The sequence below is a fragment of the Micromonospora sp. NPDC049171 genome, from assembly GCF_040648275.1.
In the GTDB taxonomy this organism is placed as follows: domain Bacteria; phylum Actinomycetota; class Actinomycetes; order Mycobacteriales; family Micromonosporaceae; genus Micromonospora.
Window position 1 is genome coordinate 346,020 of the sequence record NZ_JBEZDJ010000003.1, and the last position, 17,315, is coordinate 363,334.

17 protein-coding genes and 3 pseudogenes are annotated in these 17,315 nt (G+C 69.4%); 8 read left to right on the forward strand and 12 right to left on the reverse strand.

All coding sequences use genetic code 11. The annotated features are described in order from the left end of the window. Positions 1-23: 23 nt before the first annotated feature. Both AB0B14_RS05925 and AB0B14_RS05930 read right to left on the reverse strand, forming a co-directional pair. Complete coding sequence (locus AB0B14_RS05925; protein WP_357521580.1) at positions 24-182, reverse strand: hypothetical protein; 159 nt, start codon at positions 180-182, stop codon at positions 24-26. Positions 183-215: 33 nt separating this feature from the next. Beyond that, the gene (locus tag AB0B14_RS05930; protein ID WP_357521582.1) at positions 216-815 is read right to left on the reverse strand and encodes a TetR/AcrR family transcriptional regulator; all 600 of its coding nucleotides are present in this window, start codon (positions 813-815) and stop codon (positions 216-218) included. 107 nt (positions 816-922) lie between these two features. On the opposite strand from AB0B14_RS05930, the gene AB0B14_RS05935 reads away from it, so the two are divergent. After that, positions 923-1,690 carry an SDR family oxidoreductase gene (locus tag AB0B14_RS05935; RefSeq protein WP_357064711.1) on the forward strand — a complete coding sequence of 256 codons (768 nt, stop codon included), beginning with the start codon at positions 923-925 and terminating at the stop codon, positions 1,688-1,690. A 415-nt stretch (positions 1,691-2,105) separates the two neighbouring features. On the opposite strand, the gene AB0B14_RS05940 is transcribed toward AB0B14_RS05935, so the two are convergent. Continuing rightward, a complete protein-coding gene (locus AB0B14_RS05940) occupies positions 2,106-2,684 on the reverse strand; it encodes a TetR/AcrR family transcriptional regulator (protein WP_357521657.1) in 579 nt (192 codons plus the stop codon). 155 nt (positions 2,685-2,839) lie between these two features. Here AB0B14_RS05940 and AB0B14_RS05945 point away from each other — a divergent pair, with 155 nt between their 5' ends. Together AB0B14_RS05945 and AB0B14_RS05950 are read left to right on the forward strand one after the other, a co-directional pair. Continuing rightward, complete coding sequence (locus tag AB0B14_RS05945; protein WP_357521584.1) at positions 2,840-3,859, forward strand: aldo/keto reductase; 1,020 nt, start codon at positions 2,840-2,842, stop codon at positions 3,857-3,859. Positions 3,860-3,960: 101 nt separating this feature from the next. Next, positions 3,961-4,839: an LLM class flavin-dependent oxidoreductase gene (locus AB0B14_RS05950; RefSeq protein WP_357521586.1), complete on the forward strand. Its 879-nt coding sequence runs from the start codon at positions 3,961-3,963 to the stop codon at positions 4,837-4,839. Positions 4,840-5,327: 488 nt separating this feature from the next. On the opposite strand, the gene AB0B14_RS05955 is transcribed toward AB0B14_RS05950, so the two are convergent. The 3 genes and pseudogenes from AB0B14_RS05955 to AB0B14_RS05965 all read right to left on the reverse strand — a co-directional run. After that, complete coding sequence (locus tag AB0B14_RS05955) at positions 5,328-5,450, reverse strand: hypothetical protein (RefSeq protein ID WP_357521588.1); 123 nt, start codon at positions 5,448-5,450, stop codon at positions 5,328-5,330. Positions 5,451-5,679: 229 nt separating this feature from the next. Beyond that, positions 5,680-6,066, reverse strand: a pseudogene (locus tag AB0B14_RS05960) (MFS transporter); the annotation flags it as partial. 254 nt (positions 6,067-6,320) lie between these two features. Further along, positions 6,321-6,560, reverse strand: a pseudogene (locus tag AB0B14_RS05965) (MerR family transcriptional regulator); the annotation flags it as partial. A gap of 134 nt (positions 6,561-6,694) precedes the next feature. On the opposite strand from AB0B14_RS05965, the gene AB0B14_RS05970 reads away from it, so the two are divergent. Genes AB0B14_RS05970 through AB0B14_RS05985 form a run of 4 tightly spaced genes read left to right on the forward strand, consistent with a single transcriptional unit; the run spans position 6,695 to position 10,156 of the window. After that, on the forward strand, positions 6,695-7,591 hold the full coding sequence (locus AB0B14_RS05970) for an ABC transporter ATP-binding protein (protein WP_357064705.1): 897 nt from the start codon (positions 6,695-6,697) through the stop codon (positions 7,589-7,591). Then, positions 7,588-8,337, forward strand: coding sequence for an ABC transporter permease (locus AB0B14_RS05975; protein WP_357064703.1), 750 nt, complete (start codon positions 7,588-7,590; stop codon positions 8,335-8,337). The genes AB0B14_RS05970 and AB0B14_RS05975 overlap by 4 nt, the downstream gene beginning before the upstream one ends. 14 nt (positions 8,338-8,351) lie before the next feature. Further along, a complete protein-coding gene (locus tag AB0B14_RS05980) occupies positions 8,352-9,506 on the forward strand; it encodes a histidine kinase (protein ID WP_357064701.1) in 1,155 nt (384 codons plus the stop codon). After that, the gene (locus AB0B14_RS05985; RefSeq protein WP_357064699.1) at positions 9,503-10,156 is read left to right on the forward strand and encodes a response regulator transcription factor; all 654 of its coding nucleotides are present in this window, start codon (positions 9,503-9,505) and stop codon (positions 10,154-10,156) included. The genes AB0B14_RS05980 and AB0B14_RS05985 overlap by 4 nt, the downstream gene beginning before the upstream one ends. Positions 10,157-10,182: 26 nt before the next feature. Here the strand turns inward: AB0B14_RS05985 and AB0B14_RS05990 are convergent, their stop codons facing one another. After that, on the reverse strand, positions 10,183-10,407 hold the full coding sequence (locus AB0B14_RS05990) for a maleylpyruvate isomerase N-terminal domain-containing protein (protein ID WP_357521590.1): 225 nt from the start codon (positions 10,405-10,407) through the stop codon (positions 10,183-10,185). A 227-nt stretch (positions 10,408-10,634) separates the two neighbouring features. Then, entirely contained in the window at positions 10,635-11,522 is an 888-nt protein-coding gene (locus AB0B14_RS05995; RefSeq protein ID WP_357064695.1) for a LysR family transcriptional regulator, read from the reverse strand. Positions 11,523-11,606: 84 nt separating this feature from the next. Here AB0B14_RS05995 and AB0B14_RS06000 point away from each other — a divergent pair, with 84 nt between their 5' ends. Further along, positions 11,607-12,920 (forward strand): aspartate aminotransferase family protein, encoded by a 1,314-nt coding sequence (locus AB0B14_RS06000; RefSeq protein ID WP_357064693.1) that lies wholly within the window; start codon positions 11,607-11,609, stop codon positions 12,918-12,920. A 234-nt stretch (positions 12,921-13,154) separates the two neighbouring features. Here AB0B14_RS06000 and AB0B14_RS06005 read toward each other — a convergent pair whose 3' ends face one another. The 4 genes and pseudogenes from AB0B14_RS06005 to AB0B14_RS06020 form a co-directional block, all read right to left on the reverse strand. Beyond that, on the reverse strand, positions 13,155-13,685 hold the full coding sequence (locus tag AB0B14_RS06005) for a hypothetical protein (protein WP_357521592.1): 531 nt from the start codon (positions 13,683-13,685) through the stop codon (positions 13,155-13,157). Positions 13,686-14,203: 518 nt separating this feature from the next. After that, complete coding sequence (locus AB0B14_RS06010) at positions 14,204-15,379, reverse strand: GDSL-type esterase/lipase family protein (protein WP_357521594.1); 1,176 nt, start codon at positions 15,377-15,379, stop codon at positions 14,204-14,206. An 85-nt stretch (positions 15,380-15,464) separates the two neighbouring features. Next, a pseudogene (locus AB0B14_RS06015) lies at positions 15,465-15,686 on the reverse strand (TetR-like C-terminal domain-containing protein); the annotation flags it as partial. A gap of 159 nt (positions 15,687-15,845) precedes the next feature. After that, a complete protein-coding gene (locus AB0B14_RS06020; RefSeq protein WP_357521596.1) occupies positions 15,846-17,270 on the reverse strand; it encodes an FAD-dependent oxidoreductase in 1,425 nt (474 codons plus the stop codon). Positions 17,271-17,315 lie beyond the last annotated feature (45 nt).

The window sequence follows — 17,315 nt, forward strand, 5'->3', positions numbered from 1 at the left end:
CGTCGGCTACCACTTTGACGAGGTCAGTCGGCGTACACGATCAGCGCTTTCCACAGTGCCCACCCGCGGCCGCGCGCCCCCATGCCGTCCTCGGCCTTGCGGGCCGTGCGGTACGCGGCCTGGCTCGCTCCGCGGAACATGCTCCAGGCGATGGCCAGGTCACGAGCCGGATCACGCGTCATCGAGTCGATAGGAAGCAGGGAGATCCGCGGCGGTCAGCGCGCCGGCCAGGCGGCCATGGCCAGTTCCGCGGTATCGGTGAGTTCAGTCGCCGTGGCGCCATCCCGGGCGCGTTGGGACATGCCGTGCATGACGGCCGTGAAGTACGCGGCAAGCTTGCGAGGGTCGGCTGCCGCCGGCAGTTCGCCCTCGTGCCGGGCGGTTGTCAGGCGCTCCTCGAACGTGCCGACGCTGGCGTTGCGCAGGTCGCGCATGTAGGTGGCGACATCGGTGTCGGCCGCGGCCGCGCTGCAGAGCAGGTTTCCGGCCGGCGTCTCGGGGTCGGTGTACATCGCCGCCGCGTCGAGCAGGATGCGGCGGAAGGCGTCGAAGGCCGTCGACTCCCTGGACATGGCGGCCCAGATGAACTCCCCGGCCGGGGAGCGGCCGTACGTCTCGATGACCTCGTTGAACAGGGACCTCTTGTCGCCGAACGCCGCGTAGAGGCTGCCGGGCCGGATGCCCATCTCCCGGGTCAGGTCGCTGATCGAGGTCCCCTCGTACCCGTTCTCCCAGAACAGGCGGGTGGCGGCCGCCAGTGCCGCCGCCCGGTTGAAGGTCGGCGGCCGGCCTCGCCGTACCTCTGGTGTGTCCATGACCCCATTCTAGAGCGGTCGTTCAAAAGAGGGCAGGCTATTTGTTGGCAGATCACTCAAGAACGAGCTAGGTTCCTCTTGAGCGATCATTCAACAAGGGAGCGGTCATGTCAGGAGCACTGCGGAACAAAGTGGCAGTCGTCACCGGCGGCAGTCACGGGATCGGCCGGGCGACCGTCGAGCGGTTCGCCCGCGACGGGGCGACGGTCGCCGTCGGCTACGGCCACGACGAGGCGGCGGCCCGCGACACGGTGGAGCGCATCCGCAAGGACGGCGGACGTGCCTTCGCCGTGCACACCGAGCTGGGCACACCGGGCGACGCGGCTCGCTTCTGGGAGACCTTCGACAAGGCGGGCCGGGAGCTCGTGCCGGACGGGAAGATCGACATCCTCGTCCACAACGCCGGCAAGGGAAGCTTCGCCCGGCTGGCCGACCTCCCCGAGGACGAGTTCGACCAGGTGATGGCCGTGAACGTGAAGGCGCCGTTCTTCATCACGAAGCTCGCGCTGCCGCGACTGCGCGACGGCGGCCGGATCATCAACGTCTCCAGCACCGCGGCCAGAGTCGGCAGCCCCGATCTGCTGGCCTACGGCGTCAGCAAGGCGGCGCTGAACTGGTTCAGCTACGACATGGCGCTGGATCTGGGCCCGCGCGGGATCACCGTCAACTCGGTGTCACCCGGCATCGTCATGACCCGGAACAGCCAGTACCTGGTCGACAATCCGGAACTCGCGGCGCAGCAGACGGCGCGCGTCGCCCTCGGCCGGCTCGGCGAGACCGACGACGTGGCCAGCATCATCGCCTTCCTCGCCTCTGACGAGGGGCGCTGGGTGACCGGTCAGGTCATCGACGCTTCGGGCGGCACCGCGCTCTGAGGACAGGCTGGCCAGGTCGCGTTCGTAGGTGGCGTTGATGTTGCGGCGTGGCGGTAGTCGATAACGGAAAAGGTCTCCGGTGGTTGGTTCAGCGACCAAGCTAGAGCTTCACACCGGAGACCTCTACCACTGCCCGCACTGCCGGTTTTCCGGGCACCGTGACCTGGTCGCGGCTGCCACCATCGCCACCCGTAGCCCGGGCGGCGGACACCACCCCGACAGTTGGTGTGTTGTCGGAGGTGCTCACGCACCGTCGAGCCGGCCGGTCCCGATGTGATCCCGGCCGCCCGCGCGCGGTGCGAGGATCAGGTGGCCCGCGGAGGACCGCCCCACCACCCGGAGGGGAGTCGCTCGCCCACAAGGCGAGGATCCGCAACGACCACCGGACGCCCGGTGAACGTTCGTGGACACCGCACTAGCGGACGCGGAGCCCGGCCACGAGGAGGTCGACCAGGCGGCGTGCGTCGTAGCGGGGGTCGTTGCCCGCGCCGATGCAGAGATTGCCGACGCCGCGCAGCAGCGCGTAGGCGTCGAGGTCGGGGCGGATCTCGTCGGCGGCGACGGCGGCGTCGAGGAGTTGGTCGCAGACCGGGACAAGCCGGTCGAGGAAGTAGGCGTGCAGGGTCTGGAAGGCGGCGTCGTCGGACTGTAGCGCGGCGGCGAGACCGTGCTTGGTGACCAGGAAGTCGACGAACAGGTCGATCCACTGCGCCAGGGCGGCGTACGGGGTGCCGCTGTCGGCCAGTAGGTCCGGTCCCGCGTCGGCGCACGCCTCGATCTGGTGCCGGTAGACGGCGACGATGAGGTCGGCCCGGCTGGGGAAGTGGCGGTAGATCGTGCCCACGCCGACCCCTGCTCGGACGGCGATGTCCCGCACGGGGACGTCGACGCCGGAGGTGACAAACGCCGCGGCGGCAGCGTCGAGCAGGGCCCTCTCGTTGCGCCGGGCGTCGGCCCGCTTACGCGGGACCGGTTGCTGAACGCCGCCGTCGATGTCAGCCACGTCGCGTTACCTCCGTCACTCCACTTGGCATCCGGAACGCAGTTCCGTATCGTGTTTAACGGAACGGCGCTCCGCTTGCTCAGCATAATGAACCGGCGCGCTACCGCCAAACCCTGGACCGCCGGACGTCTGAAGGAGAAACAGTCATGCAGTACCGCACCTTGGGCCGCACTGGTGTGCAGGTCAGCACCCTCGTACTCGGCGCGATGAACTTCGGCAAGATCGGCAACACCACCCAGGAGGACGCCACCGCCATCGTCGACGCAGCGCTGCAGGCGGGGATCAACCTCATCGACACCGCCGACGTCTACAGCGGCGGCCAGTCCGAGGAGATGGTCGGCAAGGCCATCGCCGGTCGCCGCGAGGACGTCATTCTGGCCACCAAGGCGACCCTGCCGATGGGCGACGAACGCAACCAGCGGGGCGGCTCGCGCCGCTGGTTGGTCACCGCGCTGGAGAACAGCCTGCGCCGCCTCGGCGTCGACCACGTCGACCTCTACCAGATGCACCGGTGGGATCCGACGACCAGCGACGACGAGACGCTGTCGGCGCTGACGGACCTGCAGCGCGCGGGCAAGATCCGCTACTTCGGCTCCTCGACCTTCCCCGCCTACCGCATCGTGCAGGCGCAGTGGGCCGCCCGCGAGGGACGTCTGAGCCGTTACGTGACCGAGCAGCCGAACTACTCGATCCTGCAGCGTGGCATCGAGACCCACGTGCTGCCCGCGACCCAGGAGTACGGCATGGGCGTGCTCGCCTGGAGCCCACTGGCATCGGGCTGGCTGTCCGGCGCGATCCGTGCCGGACAGGACATCAGCACGAACCGCTCGAGCTTCATGCAGCAGCGCTACGACGTCAGCATCCCCGCCAACCGCGCCAAGCTCGACGCCGTCGAGCAACTCGCCACAGTCGCCGACGAGGCCGGCCTCAGCATCATCCAACTCGCGCTCGGCTTCGTCACCGCGCACCCGGGCGTGACCAGCGCGATCATCGGCCCTCGCACGACGGACCACCTCCGCTCGCAGCTCGCCGCCGCGGACACGGTCCTCCCGGCCGACGTGCTGGACGCCATCGACGCGATCGTGGCCCCCGGCGTCGACCTCGCCGCCCACGAGAAGAACGACACCCCGCCCGCTCTGCTCGAGCCGGCGCTGCGCCGCCGCTGACCACCCGGCAGTCAGTGACCAGGCGGACGCGCGGGCGCATGTCCGCCTGCCGCTGACCCGCCAGACCTTCCAGGCTCCGCGCCGAAAGGACGAACGGACCCATGCCAGGCAAGACCTCGCCCAGCTTCGGGCTCATGACCGCCCCGATGCACGTCGACTACCACGACATCCTGCGGGTATGGCAGGAGGCGGACGCCATCGCCGAGATCGAGCACGCGTGGCTGTTCGACCACCTCATGCCCATCGGCGGCGACCCGGGCGGACCGGCGTACGAAGGCTGGACCCTGCTCTCCGCCCTCGCCGCGCAGACCGAGCTGCTGCGACTGGGCGTAATGGTGACCAGCAACCGCTTCCGGCCTCCCGCATTGCTCGCCAAGATCGCCACGGTCGTCGACATCGTTTCCGGCGGGCGCCTCGACTTCGGCATCGGCGTCGGGTCACGGCCTGGTCACCCTCTGGCCCGGCGGGAGTACGCCGCGCACGGCCTGCCCTTCGCCGACACCGCCGACGCCGTGGGCAGCCTCGCCGAGGCGCTCACGGTCATCCGGCGACTCTGGACCGACAACGAGCCCTTCGACTTCCACGGAACGTACGTCGACCTGACCGGAGCGTTCGCCAGCCCCAAGCCCGTGCAGCGCCCGCACCCACCGATCGTTGTCGGTGGCCGCTCCGCCGCCACATTGCGGGTGGTCGCCGAGCACGCGGACATCTGGAACATCGCCAGCGGAGACATCGACGACGCCGTCAGCCGCAGCGCCCTGCTGGAACGCTACTGCGCCGAAATCGGCCGCGACCCGGCGTCGATCACCCGCTCGATCAACCTGCCCGTCTCCTACGACCAGCCCGGGCTCACCCAGGACGCCATCGGCAGGGCTATCGGTGCCGGCTTCGGGCACATCGTGCTCATCCTGCCGGCGCCCTACCCCGTTGGCGTCGCGCGTTGGGTCGCCGATGAGCTCATCACCCCGTCCACCGCATAGCTGCCCCGGCGGGTCGGCCTGATTGGAGTTGTGCGGACGGCAGATTGAGCCGGAATTCGAAACTGTGCAACTCGGCCGGTTGCTCACGTGCTCGGTCTGCCAAACCGCCGTCGAGGTCCTTGGCCAGCTCGCGAAGGATTTCGAGTTCGAACAGAATTTCTCCTGGGCAAACAGAGCGCCACAGCGGCCACCACGATCGCCAAGCCGGCGCAGGCGAGCCAGACCGTCACGTAACCGGCCGTACCCGTCACCGGCGTCGCGACCCCGGGCACGTGGCTCGACAGGGCCGCCATGACGGCCGCGAAGGTGGCTACGGCGTCGTGAACCAGTGCCGTCAGCACGTACCCCGCCGCAGTCAGTACCGCCCCGACGGCCACAGCGGTCCGGCTCCCGGCCCGTTCGGTCAGCCGAGGCGCCAGCCAGGTGCCGGCGAACGCGGCGAGACCGAACGCGAGCAGCACGAGTCCCAGTTGCAGCGAGGCGAGGCCTCACCCGATTCCGGTGCTTGCGGGCAGCCCGAGGTACAGGGCGCTGGCCGCCTGACTGCCGAACAACTCGGCCCCGGCGAAAAACCCGGCGAGCACCGGCAGACCCAGTGCACCGCGCAGCATGAGCGATATGTCGACGAAGGGATGCGAGACACGCTGCTCGACCCGGACCCAGATGGCGAGCAGGGCCAGACCTGCGGCGACCCCTCCGACCGTGCGAGCGAGCGTCCGTCCAGCCCCAGCCCCAGTCGCTGCCGTTGCCGACGGCGGCGAGCAGCAGCACCAGCCCGACGCTCAACAGCACCGCTCCGGTCCAGTCGATGCGGCCCATCGTGCGCAGCGTCGTCTCAGGCACAAGCCACGCCACCACCGGGACCACCAGGATCATGAGGGCGGCGGGTATCCACAACGTCGCCGACAGACTGAAGTACTGACGTATCACCCCCGACAGCAGCAGGCCGGCGCTGCCGCCCACAGCGACCGCGCCGACGAGCAGCCCGATCGCCCGTCCGGTCGAATGCCCGGCCCGCTCACGGATGATCGCGAACTCCAGCGACAGCAACGCCGCCAACGGCCCTTGAACAGCTCGCCCCAGGAGCAGGATCTCGAAGGTCGGCGCGACGGCCACGACCACCGACCCGACCGCGACCGAGGCGGCCGCCACGACCAGGAACCGGCGGTGACCGTAGCGGTCACCGAGCGAGACCTCCTCCGACCGCAGAGAACCCGCTTGGTGCACCTGCGCCCGGACGATTCTCGCGCGATCGGCGTCGAGCCGTCGTCAGCAACAGTCACTTCGGCGTGGTGGTAGGGATGCTCGTGCTCCAGAACGCCGGCATGAACCAGCAGGTCGGTCCCAACCGGTGCACGGGTGAGCAGAATGGTCGCGATGTCGGTCCGGGCCTTGCTCAACCGCTCGATCTCCGAGGCAAGGCCGGCGTCGACCTGCCTCAGGACGTCCGCTGCCGCCACGCCGTCCAGGCAGATCTCGCGGATCTGGGAGAGCGGCACGCCGAGTTCGGACAAGCACCGGATGCGCTGCAGAAGCATGAGGTCGGACACCCCGTACTGCTTGTATCCGTTGTATCGGCGCGTGGGCTCATCGAGCAGACCGATCCGATGGTAATGCCGGATCGCGTTGACCGTCGTGCCGGCGAGCTCCGCCAGCTCCCGGGTGCTCCAGGCCACGTCAGCTCCTCCCCCCTTGGTACGGCTGTGGCTCCACGCTCGCATCGGCGGGGCGGCGTTCGCGTCGGTGAAACACCCTTACGTAGCAATGGCCAGTAGAACCTGAGTACCAACGGCGGGCCGGAAATGCCGACCGCGGTACCACGATGGGGGCTGTGCCCGGATCTAGCGTGGTGAGCATGATTCAGGTACGCGAAGTAACCAAGCGATACGGTGCGAAGACGGTCGTCGACCGCCTGTCGTTCACCGCGAAGCCCGGACAGGTCACCGGCTTCCTCGGCCCCAACGGTGCCGGCAAGTCGACGACCATGCGGATGATCGTCGCCCTCGACGCACCAACCTCCGGTGACGTGCTGGTCAACGGCAAGCCGTACGCGTCGTCGAAGGCGCCGTTGCGCGAGATCGGCGTGCTGCTCGAGGCCAAGGCCGCGCACCCCGGCCGGACGGCGGTCAGCCACCTTCTGGCCTTGGCTCGCACGAACGGCATCTCGCGCTCGCGCGTGGACGAGGTGCTCGACCTGGCCGGCCTCTCCGCCGTCGCCCACAAGCGGGTCGGTGCGTTCTCCCTCGGCATGGGCCAGCGGCTCGGCATCGCCGCCGCGCTGCTCGGTGACCCGGCCGTGGTGATGCTCGACGAGCCGGTCAACGGCCTCGACCCCGAGGGTGTCCTCTGGGTGCGCAACCTGCTCACCGGCCTGGCCGCCGAGGGCCGCACCGTGATGCTGTCCTCACACCTGATGAGCGAGGTCTCGCTGATCGCGGACCACCTGGTCATCATCGGCCGGGGCAAGCTGCTGGCCGACACCACCGTGGCCGACTTCGTGACCGCCGAAGGCGTCCGGGTCGTCACTCCCGCCCCCGACGCACTGCGCACGACGGTTGCCGGCCCGGGCATCACGGTCACCTCGACCGGCGCCGAGGAACTGCTCGTCGCCGGCACCTCCGCCCGCAAGATCGGGCTGGCCGCGGCCGCCCGCGGCATCCCGCTGTTCGAACTCACCCCGCAGAACGCCTCGCTGGAAGAGGCGTTCATGGACCTGACCCGCGACGCTGTCGAATACGAGGCCTCCCGATGAAGATCACCCCTGGTGGCGTCGCCGCCGCCGAATGGACCAAGTTCTCCTCCCTGCGCTCCACCTGGATCACGACCGGCATCTCCGTCTTCCTCCTGATCGCCTTCGGCATGATCGCCTCGGCGTCCTTCTCGGGCGACAACCTGACCTCGGTCGATCTGGCCCTGTCCGGCAGCGCCCTGGCCGCCCTGTCCGTCGGCGTGCTCGGCGCGTTGCTGGGGGCGAGCGAATACACCACTGGCATGATCCGGGCGACCCTCGCCGCGGTGCCCCGCCGGTTGCCGGTGCTGTGGTCGAAGAGCCTCGTGGCCGGGGCAGCCGCCTTCGTCACGATGACCATCGGCGCCTTCGCCGCTTTCGCCCTGGGATCGGCCGTGCTCAACGACAAGATCGGCAGCCTGGGCCTCGGCGACGACGGCGTGCTGCGGGCCCTGCTCGGCGCCGGCCTCTATCTGGGGCTGGTCGCGGTGCTCGGCGTCGCGCTCGGCATGATCGTCCGGTCCAGCGCCGGAGCCATCGCGATCCTGGCCGGCGCGCTGCTGGTCGTGCCCGGTCTGGCCCCGCTGCTGCCGGACTCGATCTCCGAGGCCATCACCCCCTACCTGCCCAGCAACGCCGGCAGCGCCGTGATGGCACTGGCTCCCACGGACGGCACGCTGGATCCGTGGGCCGGTCTCGCGGTCTTCGCCGGGTACGTGGCCGTGACGCTCGCCGCTGCCGCCTATCGGCTCAAGAAGACCGACGCGTAAGGGAGACTCGGGCGATGAGCACGCAGGGATGGCTCGTGGACCGGCAGGCAGGGCTGCGGGCGTTCGACCGGCGCCACCCGTGGGTCATGGACACCCTGGTAGCCGTCCCGATCGTGCTCTTCAGCATCCCGAACATCATCGAGAAACCCCTGTCGGCGACCATCGCGACCCTGGTGCTGCTGTCGCCGCTGTACTGGCGGCGGCGGTACCCGTTCCCGGCGTTCCTGGCCACCGCCCTCATCGAGTTGATCGAGGGACTACTGGACGTCGGCGTCGGCGCCGGGGTGATCCTGCTCGTGATGCTGTTCGGGGTGGCCTCCCGCGGTTCGTGGCGGGCGCTGGCCTGGGCCTCCGGGATCGCCCTCGCGCTGCTGGTCGCCGAGATCTACCTGATCAACCCGGTGACGGAGAACCGCGTCACCACCCTGCTCCTGGCGATCGGCACAGAGGCGGCCGCGGTCGCGTCCGGCGTCGCGGTGCGCACCCGCCGGGCGTACCTCATCGCCCTGGAGGACCGGGCCGCCCGCCTCGAGATCGAACGGGATCAGCAGGCCCGCCTGGCCGTCGCTGAGGAGCGGGCCCGGGTGGCCCGCGAGATGCACGACATCGTCGGCCATCACGTGTCGGTGATCGTCGGCCTCGCCGACGGCAGCGCCGCCCTCGCCAGATCGCGGCAGGAGCAGACCGCCGAACCGCTCGGGCTGATCGGCGAGACCGGCCGTCAGGCGCTCGCGGAGCTGCGCCGGGTGCTGGGCGTGCTGCGCGAGGGTGACCCTGGTCCGCAGCTGAGGCCGCAGCCCGGCATCGACGATCTCGACCGGCTGCTGCCGAGCGTGCGGGCAGCCGGGCTGCCAGTCACCTACTCCACCTCGGGCGAGCTGCACACCCTCGGCAAGGGGCTGCAGCTCGCGGTCTACCGCATCGTCCAGGAAGCGCTCACCAACACCCTCAAACACGCGGGGCGCAGCGCGTCCGCGACAGTCACTCTCGCTGCCTGCCGCGGAGAGGTACGGGTACGCGTTCTCGACAACGGCCGTGCCATACCGGCCCCGCCAAGCCACGGCCTGCTCGGCATAGGCGAACGCGCCGCCATGTACAGCGGGGTGGTGACCGCCGGCCCGGTCGAGAACGGCTGGCTCGTTGACGTCGTCCTCAAGGAGCCCTCATGACCACCGTCCTGATCGTCGACGACCAGCAGTTGCAACGAATGGGCTTCAAGATGCTGCTCGACGGCACCCCCGGCATCACCGTGCTGGGTGAGGCCGCCAACGGTGCCGAGGCCGTGCGGAAAGTCGATCAGACCCGGCCCGATGTGGTGCTGATGGATGTGCGCATGCCCGGCATGGACGGCATCGAGGCCACCCGCCGCATAACCGCGGCCGGTTCCCGCACCCACGTGCTGATCCTGACCACATTCGATCTGGACGAATACGTCTACGCCGGACTTCGAGCCGGAGCGAGCGGCTTTCTCCTCAAAGACGCGCGCCCCGAGGAACTGATCGCCGGTATCCGCGCCGTCGCGAGCGGAGACTCAGTGGTAGCCCCCAGCCTGACCCGCAAGCTAATGGACGCCTACCTGCAGGAACCGGCGCCGACCACATCCGAGGATCCTCGCCTGAGCACGCTGAGCGAGCGGGAGCGCGAGGTGCTCGAGGCGATCGGCCAGGGCGCCACCAACACCGAGATCGCCGAACGCTTCACGCTGACCGAGTCGACAGTGAAGAAGCACGTCGGACGGGTCCTGTTCAAGATCGGCGCCCGCGACCGGATCCAGGCGGTGATCTTCGCGTACGACAACGGCCTGGTCCAGCCTCGCTGACGGGCAGGAAGCCCTGCGCCGATGCCTCATCCAGCCACTGCGTGGTCGGGCCCTGCGTAGGCATGCGGATCCGCTCCTCGCTCCTCGGCGCCAGGGTCGGTGAAGGCGGCCTCGAAGTAGGTCAGTCCGCCGGTGAGGTGCTGCCGCAGTCGCCGCACGTCGAACCCGTCGCACGGAGTCGGCAACGTGTACTGCTCCGCGGTGGTGCCGGCCGCTACCCGCGCCAAGTCATCGAGCAGAGTCACAATCACGCGAGCATTCGACACCGTGTTCCGGCAACAGGGTCAAGTGCCGTCCGCGACCCCGGGCAGCGCCTCCGGCAGGTATCGGGTTTGTGGAGCCGCAACCTCGATAGCGTGCAGGCCCCAGCCGATCACCCCCGGCCGTCGGCGACCGTAGACGCACGGCGGCGGGCCGACCGGGTCCGATCGCGAGGCCGAGGGAGCGGGCGCTGGCCCGACCGACGGTCCGGCCAAGGTCAGTCACCTGCTCTCAGGGCATTGAGCACGGCCGTCACCTCGGGGCGTGACGCGGCCGGTCGCCGGGCCCCGGCGGTGATGCGCCGGGTCAGCGGTGGGCTCAGCGGTCGGGTCACCACCCGGTATCGCGGGTCCACCGCCAGCTTCGGCAGCATGGTGATCGAGCGGCCGTTCTCCACGTGCTGGAGCGCCAGCATGTAGTTGTTGAACCGACAGATCACCGCGGGCTCGAAGCCGGCCTCCCGGCACAGCCGGGTGGACAGCTCGGACATGTACGAGCCGGCGACGTCGAACGTCCAGCGCTGCTGCGCGCACGCCTCCAGGGCTACCGACTCGGCGCTGGTCAGCGGATGCTCCGGGGGCAGTACGAGCACGATCGGGTCGGTGGCGAGCGGCACCAGGTGGATCTCCGGGGAGAGCTCGGCGCCGGCGAAGTCGGCCGTCGTGATGATCAGGTCAACCTCGCCGCGACGCAGCGCCGGCATGCTCTCGTGCGGCTCCAGCTCCAGCAACACCACGCTCACATCCGGGTGTCGGGCCGCGAGACGGACAAGCGCCGGTTCGGCGAGGGCTTGCACCGCACTCTGGAACGCGGCCACGGTGACCGTGCCGGCCGGCTCCTCGGCGAGGCGGCGAAGCTCCGCCTCGGCCGAGTCCATGGCAGCGAGGATCTCCCGAGCCCGGCCGGCGAGCAACATTCCGGCCGCAGTGAGCCGCACCCGCCGCCCGGTGCGTTCGAGCAGCGCGGTCCGGGTCTCCCGTTCCAGCGTGATCAGCTGCTGCGACACCGCCGACGGGCTCAGGTTGCCGCGCTGCGCAACGGCCCGGACGGTGCCGTAGGTCGCCAGGTCGGCGAGCAGGCGCAGTCGCCACGGATTCAGCGTCATGACCGCCGACTGTACGGCTTTGCTTAACAGCGACAGCGGAAATGTGCGATGGACGTGCCTGTCCTGGCTGCCTAGCGTCGATCCATGGCTGATTCGTTCTGGTCCGACGCCGATCGTCACCTGGTCCGCTACATCGGCGCGGGCAGCTTCGTACGCGAGATCATCGACCGCGCCGAGGGCAGTTTCGTCTTCACCGCCGACGGCCGCCGCCTGCTCGACTTCACGTCGGGGCAGATGAGCGCGATCCTCGGCCACTCCCACCCGGCCGTCGTAGCCACGATCCAGCGGCAGGCAGCCACTCTCGACCACCTGTTCAGTGGCATGCTGAGCCGACCCGTGGTCGAGCTGGCACGCCGCCTCGCCGGCTCGCTGCCCGCGCCGCTGGACAAGGTCCTGCTGCTCACCACCGGCGCGGAGTCCAACGAGGCGGCGATCCGGATGGCGAAGCTGGTCACCGGCCGGCACGAAATCATCTCGTTCGCCCGGTCCTGGCACGGGATGACGCAGGCTGCGGCGAGCGCCACCTACAGCTCGGGGCGCAAGGGGTACGGGCCCGCGGCGCCCGGCAACTTCGCGATCCCCACGCCGAACGCGTACCGTCCCGACTTCACCTTTCCCAACGGCGAGCTGGACTGGGGGCATCAGCTGGAGTTCGCGTTCGAGCTGTTCGACGCCCAGTCGGTGGGCAGCCTGGCGGCGTGCGTCGTTGAGCCGATCCTCAGCTCCGGCGGGGTGATCGACCTACCGCCGGGATACCTCGTGGCGCTGCGCGACAAGGTGCACGAGCGGGGCGGGCTGTTGATCCTCGACGAGGCGCAGACCGGTCTGTGCCGCACCGGAGAGTGGTACGCGTTCCAGCGCGACGGCGTCGTGCCGGACATCCTGACCTTGTCCAAGACGCTCGGCGCCGGCCTGCCGCTGGCCGCTGTGGTGACCAGCCCGGAGATCGAGCAGACGGCGCACGAGCGCGGCTTCCTCTTCTTCACCACCCACGTCTCAGACCCGCTGGTGGCTGCGGTCGGCAACACGGTCCTGGACGTGCTGGAGGATGACCGGCTCGACGAACAGGCGGCGCAACTGGGCTCGTACCTGCGGAAGGGTCTTCAGGAAATCGGCCAACGGCACCCCGTGGTCGGCGACGTGCGCGGCCGCGGGCTGCTGGTCGGGCTCGAGCTGGTCAGGGACCGGGAGTCGAAACGACCGGCCGACGCGTTGGGCGCCGCGGTGACCGGGCGTTGCCTGGAGTTGGGCCTGCACATGAACGTGGTGCAGCTGCCGGGCATGGGCGGCGTCTTCCGCATCGCGCCAGCGCTCACCTCCAGCCACGCAGAGCTGGACCTGGGCCTGGAAATCCTCGACCATGCACTCGCCGACGTGGTGCCGCAGTTCATACCCTGATAGACCGGCCGGGGAGCATGATTCCGGTTGGATGGATGACCACTTCGCGGCGCCGTCGAGCAGCTTCAAGCGCTACGTCGCGCGGGAAATCTTCGGAGCCGTTCGTGCGAGCATCGCGCCAGCCGTGGCGTGAATCAGCAACTCTCCAGCGAGGACCCCAGCTTCCGTAATCGGCCATCGCACCGTGCAGCGCCCCTCGATCAGGGCGAAGCCTGCACGAGCGCACGGCGGGTGCTATGCAGGGGCGTCGTCATGCCGGGCCGGCCCGAAGAGCGTCATGACGAGCGCCACAATGCTGAAAAAGCCAGATCCCAAGGCCAGCAGAAGCGAGGGTACGAAGGCAGCTGGCGGTGGCACCCAGCCACCAAGCACCCAGGGCAACGTGACAAGGACGACGACCGCTGCCGTGGTGGCGACTTCGTTGACAACGAACGCGGTTGATATGGCCGAGCCGCCGCGAGCGACTGTGCGGTAGGTCGTGTCGGCAGTTGAGGCAACCAGCACGACCGAGAGCGCGATGAAAGTAAGAGCACCCCAGATCGGCTCCAGGCCGGCGAGTGTGAGCGACACGATGAGCGGCACGGCCGAGACCAAGAAGATCCACCGCACTCCTGAGCGCATGTAGCGGTCGGCCGCAGCTGAGCCCTTGCGGGTCTTGTGCAGGTCGGAGTCGAGGTAGAAGAAGACTCCGACGAGAAGTGTGCCGACAAGAGCACCAGAGACTTCTGCCATGGTAAAGAAGAACTCGTCGCTGATTCCTCGCATCGCGACCGACTCCCCTTCAGCATGGAAGATGTCCCGACGGCAGCCTCTCGGTCACCATACGACCGGCCGAGGAGGGCGTGTGCGTATTCGCAGTCTCGGCATTTCGAGGTGCCAGGTCCGTGCGTTCGGGCGCGAGTTATCCGAGGCCCGGAAGGCAGCATCAGCACACTGAGAGCGCCTTTCGCATTTGTGTCATTCGGGTGTGCTCACGGTGCCGCCGGGCAGCGGAAGCTACGGCCACAACGGTTCACCCCGGCTGCGGATGGGCGGCGGTTCGCGTTCTATGGACGGATGTTCACCGTCGACTTCCAGGATCGGGCGTCGTCGTGCCGGTGGCACCGCGACCACGCCGGCAACCTGATCGCCGATCATGGCCGAAACGTGGCGGAGTTCTTCGACGAGGGCGTTTGTCGCCGGCAGCCTCGTGACCGCCGGCACACCCGCGGAGCGCGCGGACCAGGCGAAGGGCCCCGGTCGACGTGACCAGACCCTGAGGTCGCTCGGCGCACCCCACATGGTCAGCCGGTCTTGGTGGCGAAGGGGCCACCGTCGCCGAACGCGAGCCGCGCGAAGTTCTCGGCGATACGGCGATGTCCAGCAGGGTCGGGGTGCACCTCGTCGGGCAGCGGGAGTTCGGCGTAGTCCGCCTCGCCGTACAGGTCCCGTCCGTCGAGGTAGTACAGGTTCGGGTCGTCGGCCGTGCGCTGTTCGACGATCCGGGCGAGTTCGTCACGGATGACGTTGAGCGTCAGCCGCCCGGCGCTGCGCTCGGCCGGATCGCCCGTGGCCTTGAACCGCAGGGTCCCGCCCTCGAAGTCCGGCGCGAGGGGGCCGGGCGTGTCCTCCTGGACCGGGCACAGGATGGCCGACACGACCAGCAGAGGTGTGGTCGGATGCCCCTCGCGGACGGTGTCGAGGAAACCGTGGACCGCGGGAGCGAAGGCGCGCAGACGCATCACATCGCTGTTGACGATGTTGATGCCGATCTTCAGGCTGATCAGGTCCGCCGGGATGTCGCGCATCGCGCGGGCGGTGAACGGGTCGAGCAGCGCGCTCCCGCCGAACCCCATGTTGACCAACTCCACACCGCCCGCAGCCGCGGCCAGGGCTGGCCAGATGGCGCTGGGATGAGCGGCGTTCGAGCCGTGGCTGATGGAACTGCCGTGGTGCAGCCACGTCCTGCGCCCGCTGGGCGGGGCCTGCTCAACGGGCGCGTCGGTGCGCAGCGCGATCAGCTCGGTGATCTCCGTGTGCGGGAGCCAGATCTCGACGTCCTTCTCCCCCGCCGGCAGATCCGCGAAGCGGGCGGTGCCGGCCGGCCCCTCGGTCAGCACCGAGGTTTGGGTGAACATGTCGGTAACCGTCCGGACGTTGCCCTCGGGGACCGAGGCCTGCGCGGCCAGGCGGCCGTTGACCAGCAGGTCGTAGACGCCGTCCGCCGGGGGTGGGAAGCCTTGGTAGACCCGTTTGGTGGGCAGCGTGTCCAGTTCGATCGTGGTGGCCCGGGTACGGAACGCCAGCCGCACACCGGAGGGCTGGGCCTCGGCCATGGCCAGTTGGTCGTCGGGGATCTGCCGGCGCGCCTGGGCGGTCAGCCGGTGCGGCAGCAGACCGCGCGCGGTCGACTCCACGTCGACAAAGCCGCGCAGGAAATCCGCGGTGACCGGGGTGATCCATTGGCGTTCGGTGGGCATTGCCTCAAGCCTTTCGACCGAAATCTCGGTGTTCATCGGCGCGCCGCGCAGCGAACCGCTTGCGGCGGTGCGGCCGTTGTCCGGGTCAGGTAGTGCTGCGGTTGCGTAACAGCGCGTCGAGCGCATCCACGATCCAGTCCCAGGATTCCTGCGCGGCGGGGGCGCTGTGCGCGAAACCACCGGCCAGCTCCAAACTGACGTAGCCGTGGAAGACGCTGCCCAACATTCGGACCGCATGCGTCGCGTCCGGCTCGTCCACGTCGTAGCCCCGCAGGATCGCCCGGGCCATCTGGGCGTGCCGGACGCCGGCGCTGGCGGGCCTGCCTGCTAACGACTTGCGGTCTTCAAGGTCGAGGCGGTGCCGGTCAGCAGCAGCTCAGGCCCGCACTTCGTTGCGAAACGCCTGCGATCCGGTGGCCACCGGGATGGGTGTCGGTGGCCACCGTTTCCGCACGGGGCATCCTGGTCAGCTGCCGCGGCACCCGTCGGATGCCTGCGTGTTTGTGGACACGTCGACGAGGGCGAGCGGCGCGGTGAGTAGACCGCCGGAGATGCCGGTGGCGAGCCCTCTCCCCGTGGAGATCGTCACGGGCTCTGCTGCCGCTGTGGCGCAGCAGCCGCCGGAGTCGGCGATGGTGTCGTCGCCGATGACCGGGTTGCTGTTGCAGACACCGGTTTCCGGCAGGTCGAGCTGGACGTCGCGGGCGGCGGCCCAGTCACCGGCGAGCGCGGCGACGACGGAACGGGCTTGCTCGTAGCCGGTGGCCATGAGGAACGTGGGGGCGCGGCCGTAGCTCTTCACGCCGATGGCGTAGAAGTTAGGTTCGGGGTGGGCGAGTTCGTCGACGCCGTGCGGCGGGACGGTGCCGCAGGAGTGCTCGTTGGGATCGATCAGCGGGGCGAGCGCCCGGGTGGAGCCCATGATCGGGTCTAGGTCGAGGCGGAGTTCGGAGACGATCGTGTGGTCCGGGCGGAATCCGGTGGCGGCCACGACCTGGTCGACCTCGATCGTGCGGGATCCGTCCGACACCTCCACCCCACCGTTCGGCAGCAACGTCAGGGAGTGGACGGAGAACCCGGTGACCAGGTCGATCCGGCCCGCTTCGACGTGCTCGCGTAGCCGGGTGCCGAGAGCCCCCCGTGCCGGGAGTGCGTCGGCTGCCTCGCCGCCGTAGGTGCGGGCGGGGCTGGTCGCGCGGATCGCCCAGCTGATGCTGGTCCCCTGCTCTTGTTCAGCTAGGTCGGCCAGGGATAGGAGTGTGTTCGCGGCCGAGTGGCCGGCGCCGACAACCAGGGTTCGCCGGCCGGCGAACCGGTCACGGTCGGCACCGAGAACGTTGGGCAAGGCGTGGTCGAGCAGCGCGGCCACGTCGGTCTCGCCGTGGGCGGGGATTCCGGAGGCGCCGAGGACGTTGGGGGTGGCCCAGGTGCCGGAGGCGTCGATGACCGCCCGCGCGAGGAGGTCTTCGCCGGTGCTCAGGCGGATCAGAAACGGGGCGGTCTCCCGCCCGGTGGTGCGGACCCGGTCGAGGCCGAATCGGGTCACCGCTACGACCCGGGTGCCGTAGCGGATGTGTGGCTTCAGCTCCGAGAGGTCGGCCAGGGGCTGGAGGTAGTCCGTGGCGAGTTGTTCGCCGGTCGGGAGGATGTCGAGGTCGGGCTCGACCCAGCCGGCGTCCTGAAGGAGGCGGCCGGCGGTGCGATCGATGTTGTAGCGCCACGGGGAGAACAGCCGCACGTGCCCCCACTGGCGTACGGCGGCGGCGGGACCGTCCCCGGCTTCGAGGACGGTGAAGGGCAGGCCGCGGTCGTGCAGGTGGGCGGCGGCGGCCAGGCCCACCGGTCCCGCGCCGATCACGACGACGGGCAGGCCTTCCAGGTGAATGCTCACAACAACTCCTGCTGTCTCGATGCTGTTCGAAATAGTTGGGCGGAC

Excerpts from the sequence above, each read along its gene's own strand:
- AB0B14_RS05925 (WP_357521580.1), bottom strand. The coding sequence starts at position 182 with ATGACGCGTGATCCGGCTCGTGACCTGGCCATCGCCTGGAGCATGTTC.
- AB0B14_RS05930 (WP_357521582.1), bottom strand. The coding sequence starts at position 815 with ATGGACACACCAGAGGTACGGCGAGGCCGGCCGCCGACCTTCAACCGG.
- AB0B14_RS05935 (WP_357064711.1), top strand. The coding sequence starts at position 923 with ATGTCAGGAGCACTGCGGAACAAAGTGGCAGTCGTCACCGGCGGCAGT.
- AB0B14_RS05945 (WP_357521584.1), top strand. The coding sequence starts at position 2,840 with ATGCAGTACCGCACCTTGGGCCGCACTGGTGTGCAGGTCAGCACCCTC.
- AB0B14_RS05950 (WP_357521586.1), top strand. The coding sequence starts at position 3,961 with ATGCCAGGCAAGACCTCGCCCAGCTTCGGGCTCATGACCGCCCCGATG.
- AB0B14_RS05955 (WP_357521588.1), bottom strand. The coding sequence starts at position 5,450 with ATGCTGCGCGGTGCACTGGGTCTGCCGGTGCTCGCCGGGTTTTTCGCC.
- AB0B14_RS05970 (WP_357064705.1), top strand. The coding sequence starts at position 6,695 with ATGATTCAGGTACGCGAAGTAACCAAGCGATACGGTGCGAAGACGGTC.
- AB0B14_RS05975 (WP_357064703.1), top strand. The coding sequence starts at position 7,588 with ATGAAGATCACCCCTGGTGGCGTCGCCGCCGCCGAATGGACCAAGTTC.
- AB0B14_RS05980 (WP_357064701.1), top strand. The coding sequence starts at position 8,352 with ATGAGCACGCAGGGATGGCTCGTGGACCGGCAGGCAGGGCTGCGGGCG.
- AB0B14_RS05985 (WP_357064699.1), top strand. The coding sequence starts at position 9,503 with ATGACCACCGTCCTGATCGTCGACGACCAGCAGTTGCAACGAATGGGC.
- AB0B14_RS05995 (WP_357064695.1), bottom strand. The coding sequence starts at position 11,522 with ATGACGCTGAATCCGTGGCGACTGCGCCTGCTCGCCGACCTGGCGACC.
- AB0B14_RS06000 (WP_357064693.1), top strand. The coding sequence starts at position 11,607 with ATGGCTGATTCGTTCTGGTCCGACGCCGATCGTCACCTGGTCCGCTAC.
- AB0B14_RS06005 (WP_357521592.1), bottom strand. The coding sequence starts at position 13,685 with ATGCGAGGAATCAGCGACGAGTTCTTCTTTACCATGGCAGAAGTCTCT.
- AB0B14_RS06010 (WP_357521594.1), bottom strand. The coding sequence starts at position 15,379 with ATGCCCACCGAACGCCAATGGATCACCCCGGTCACCGCGGATTTCCTG.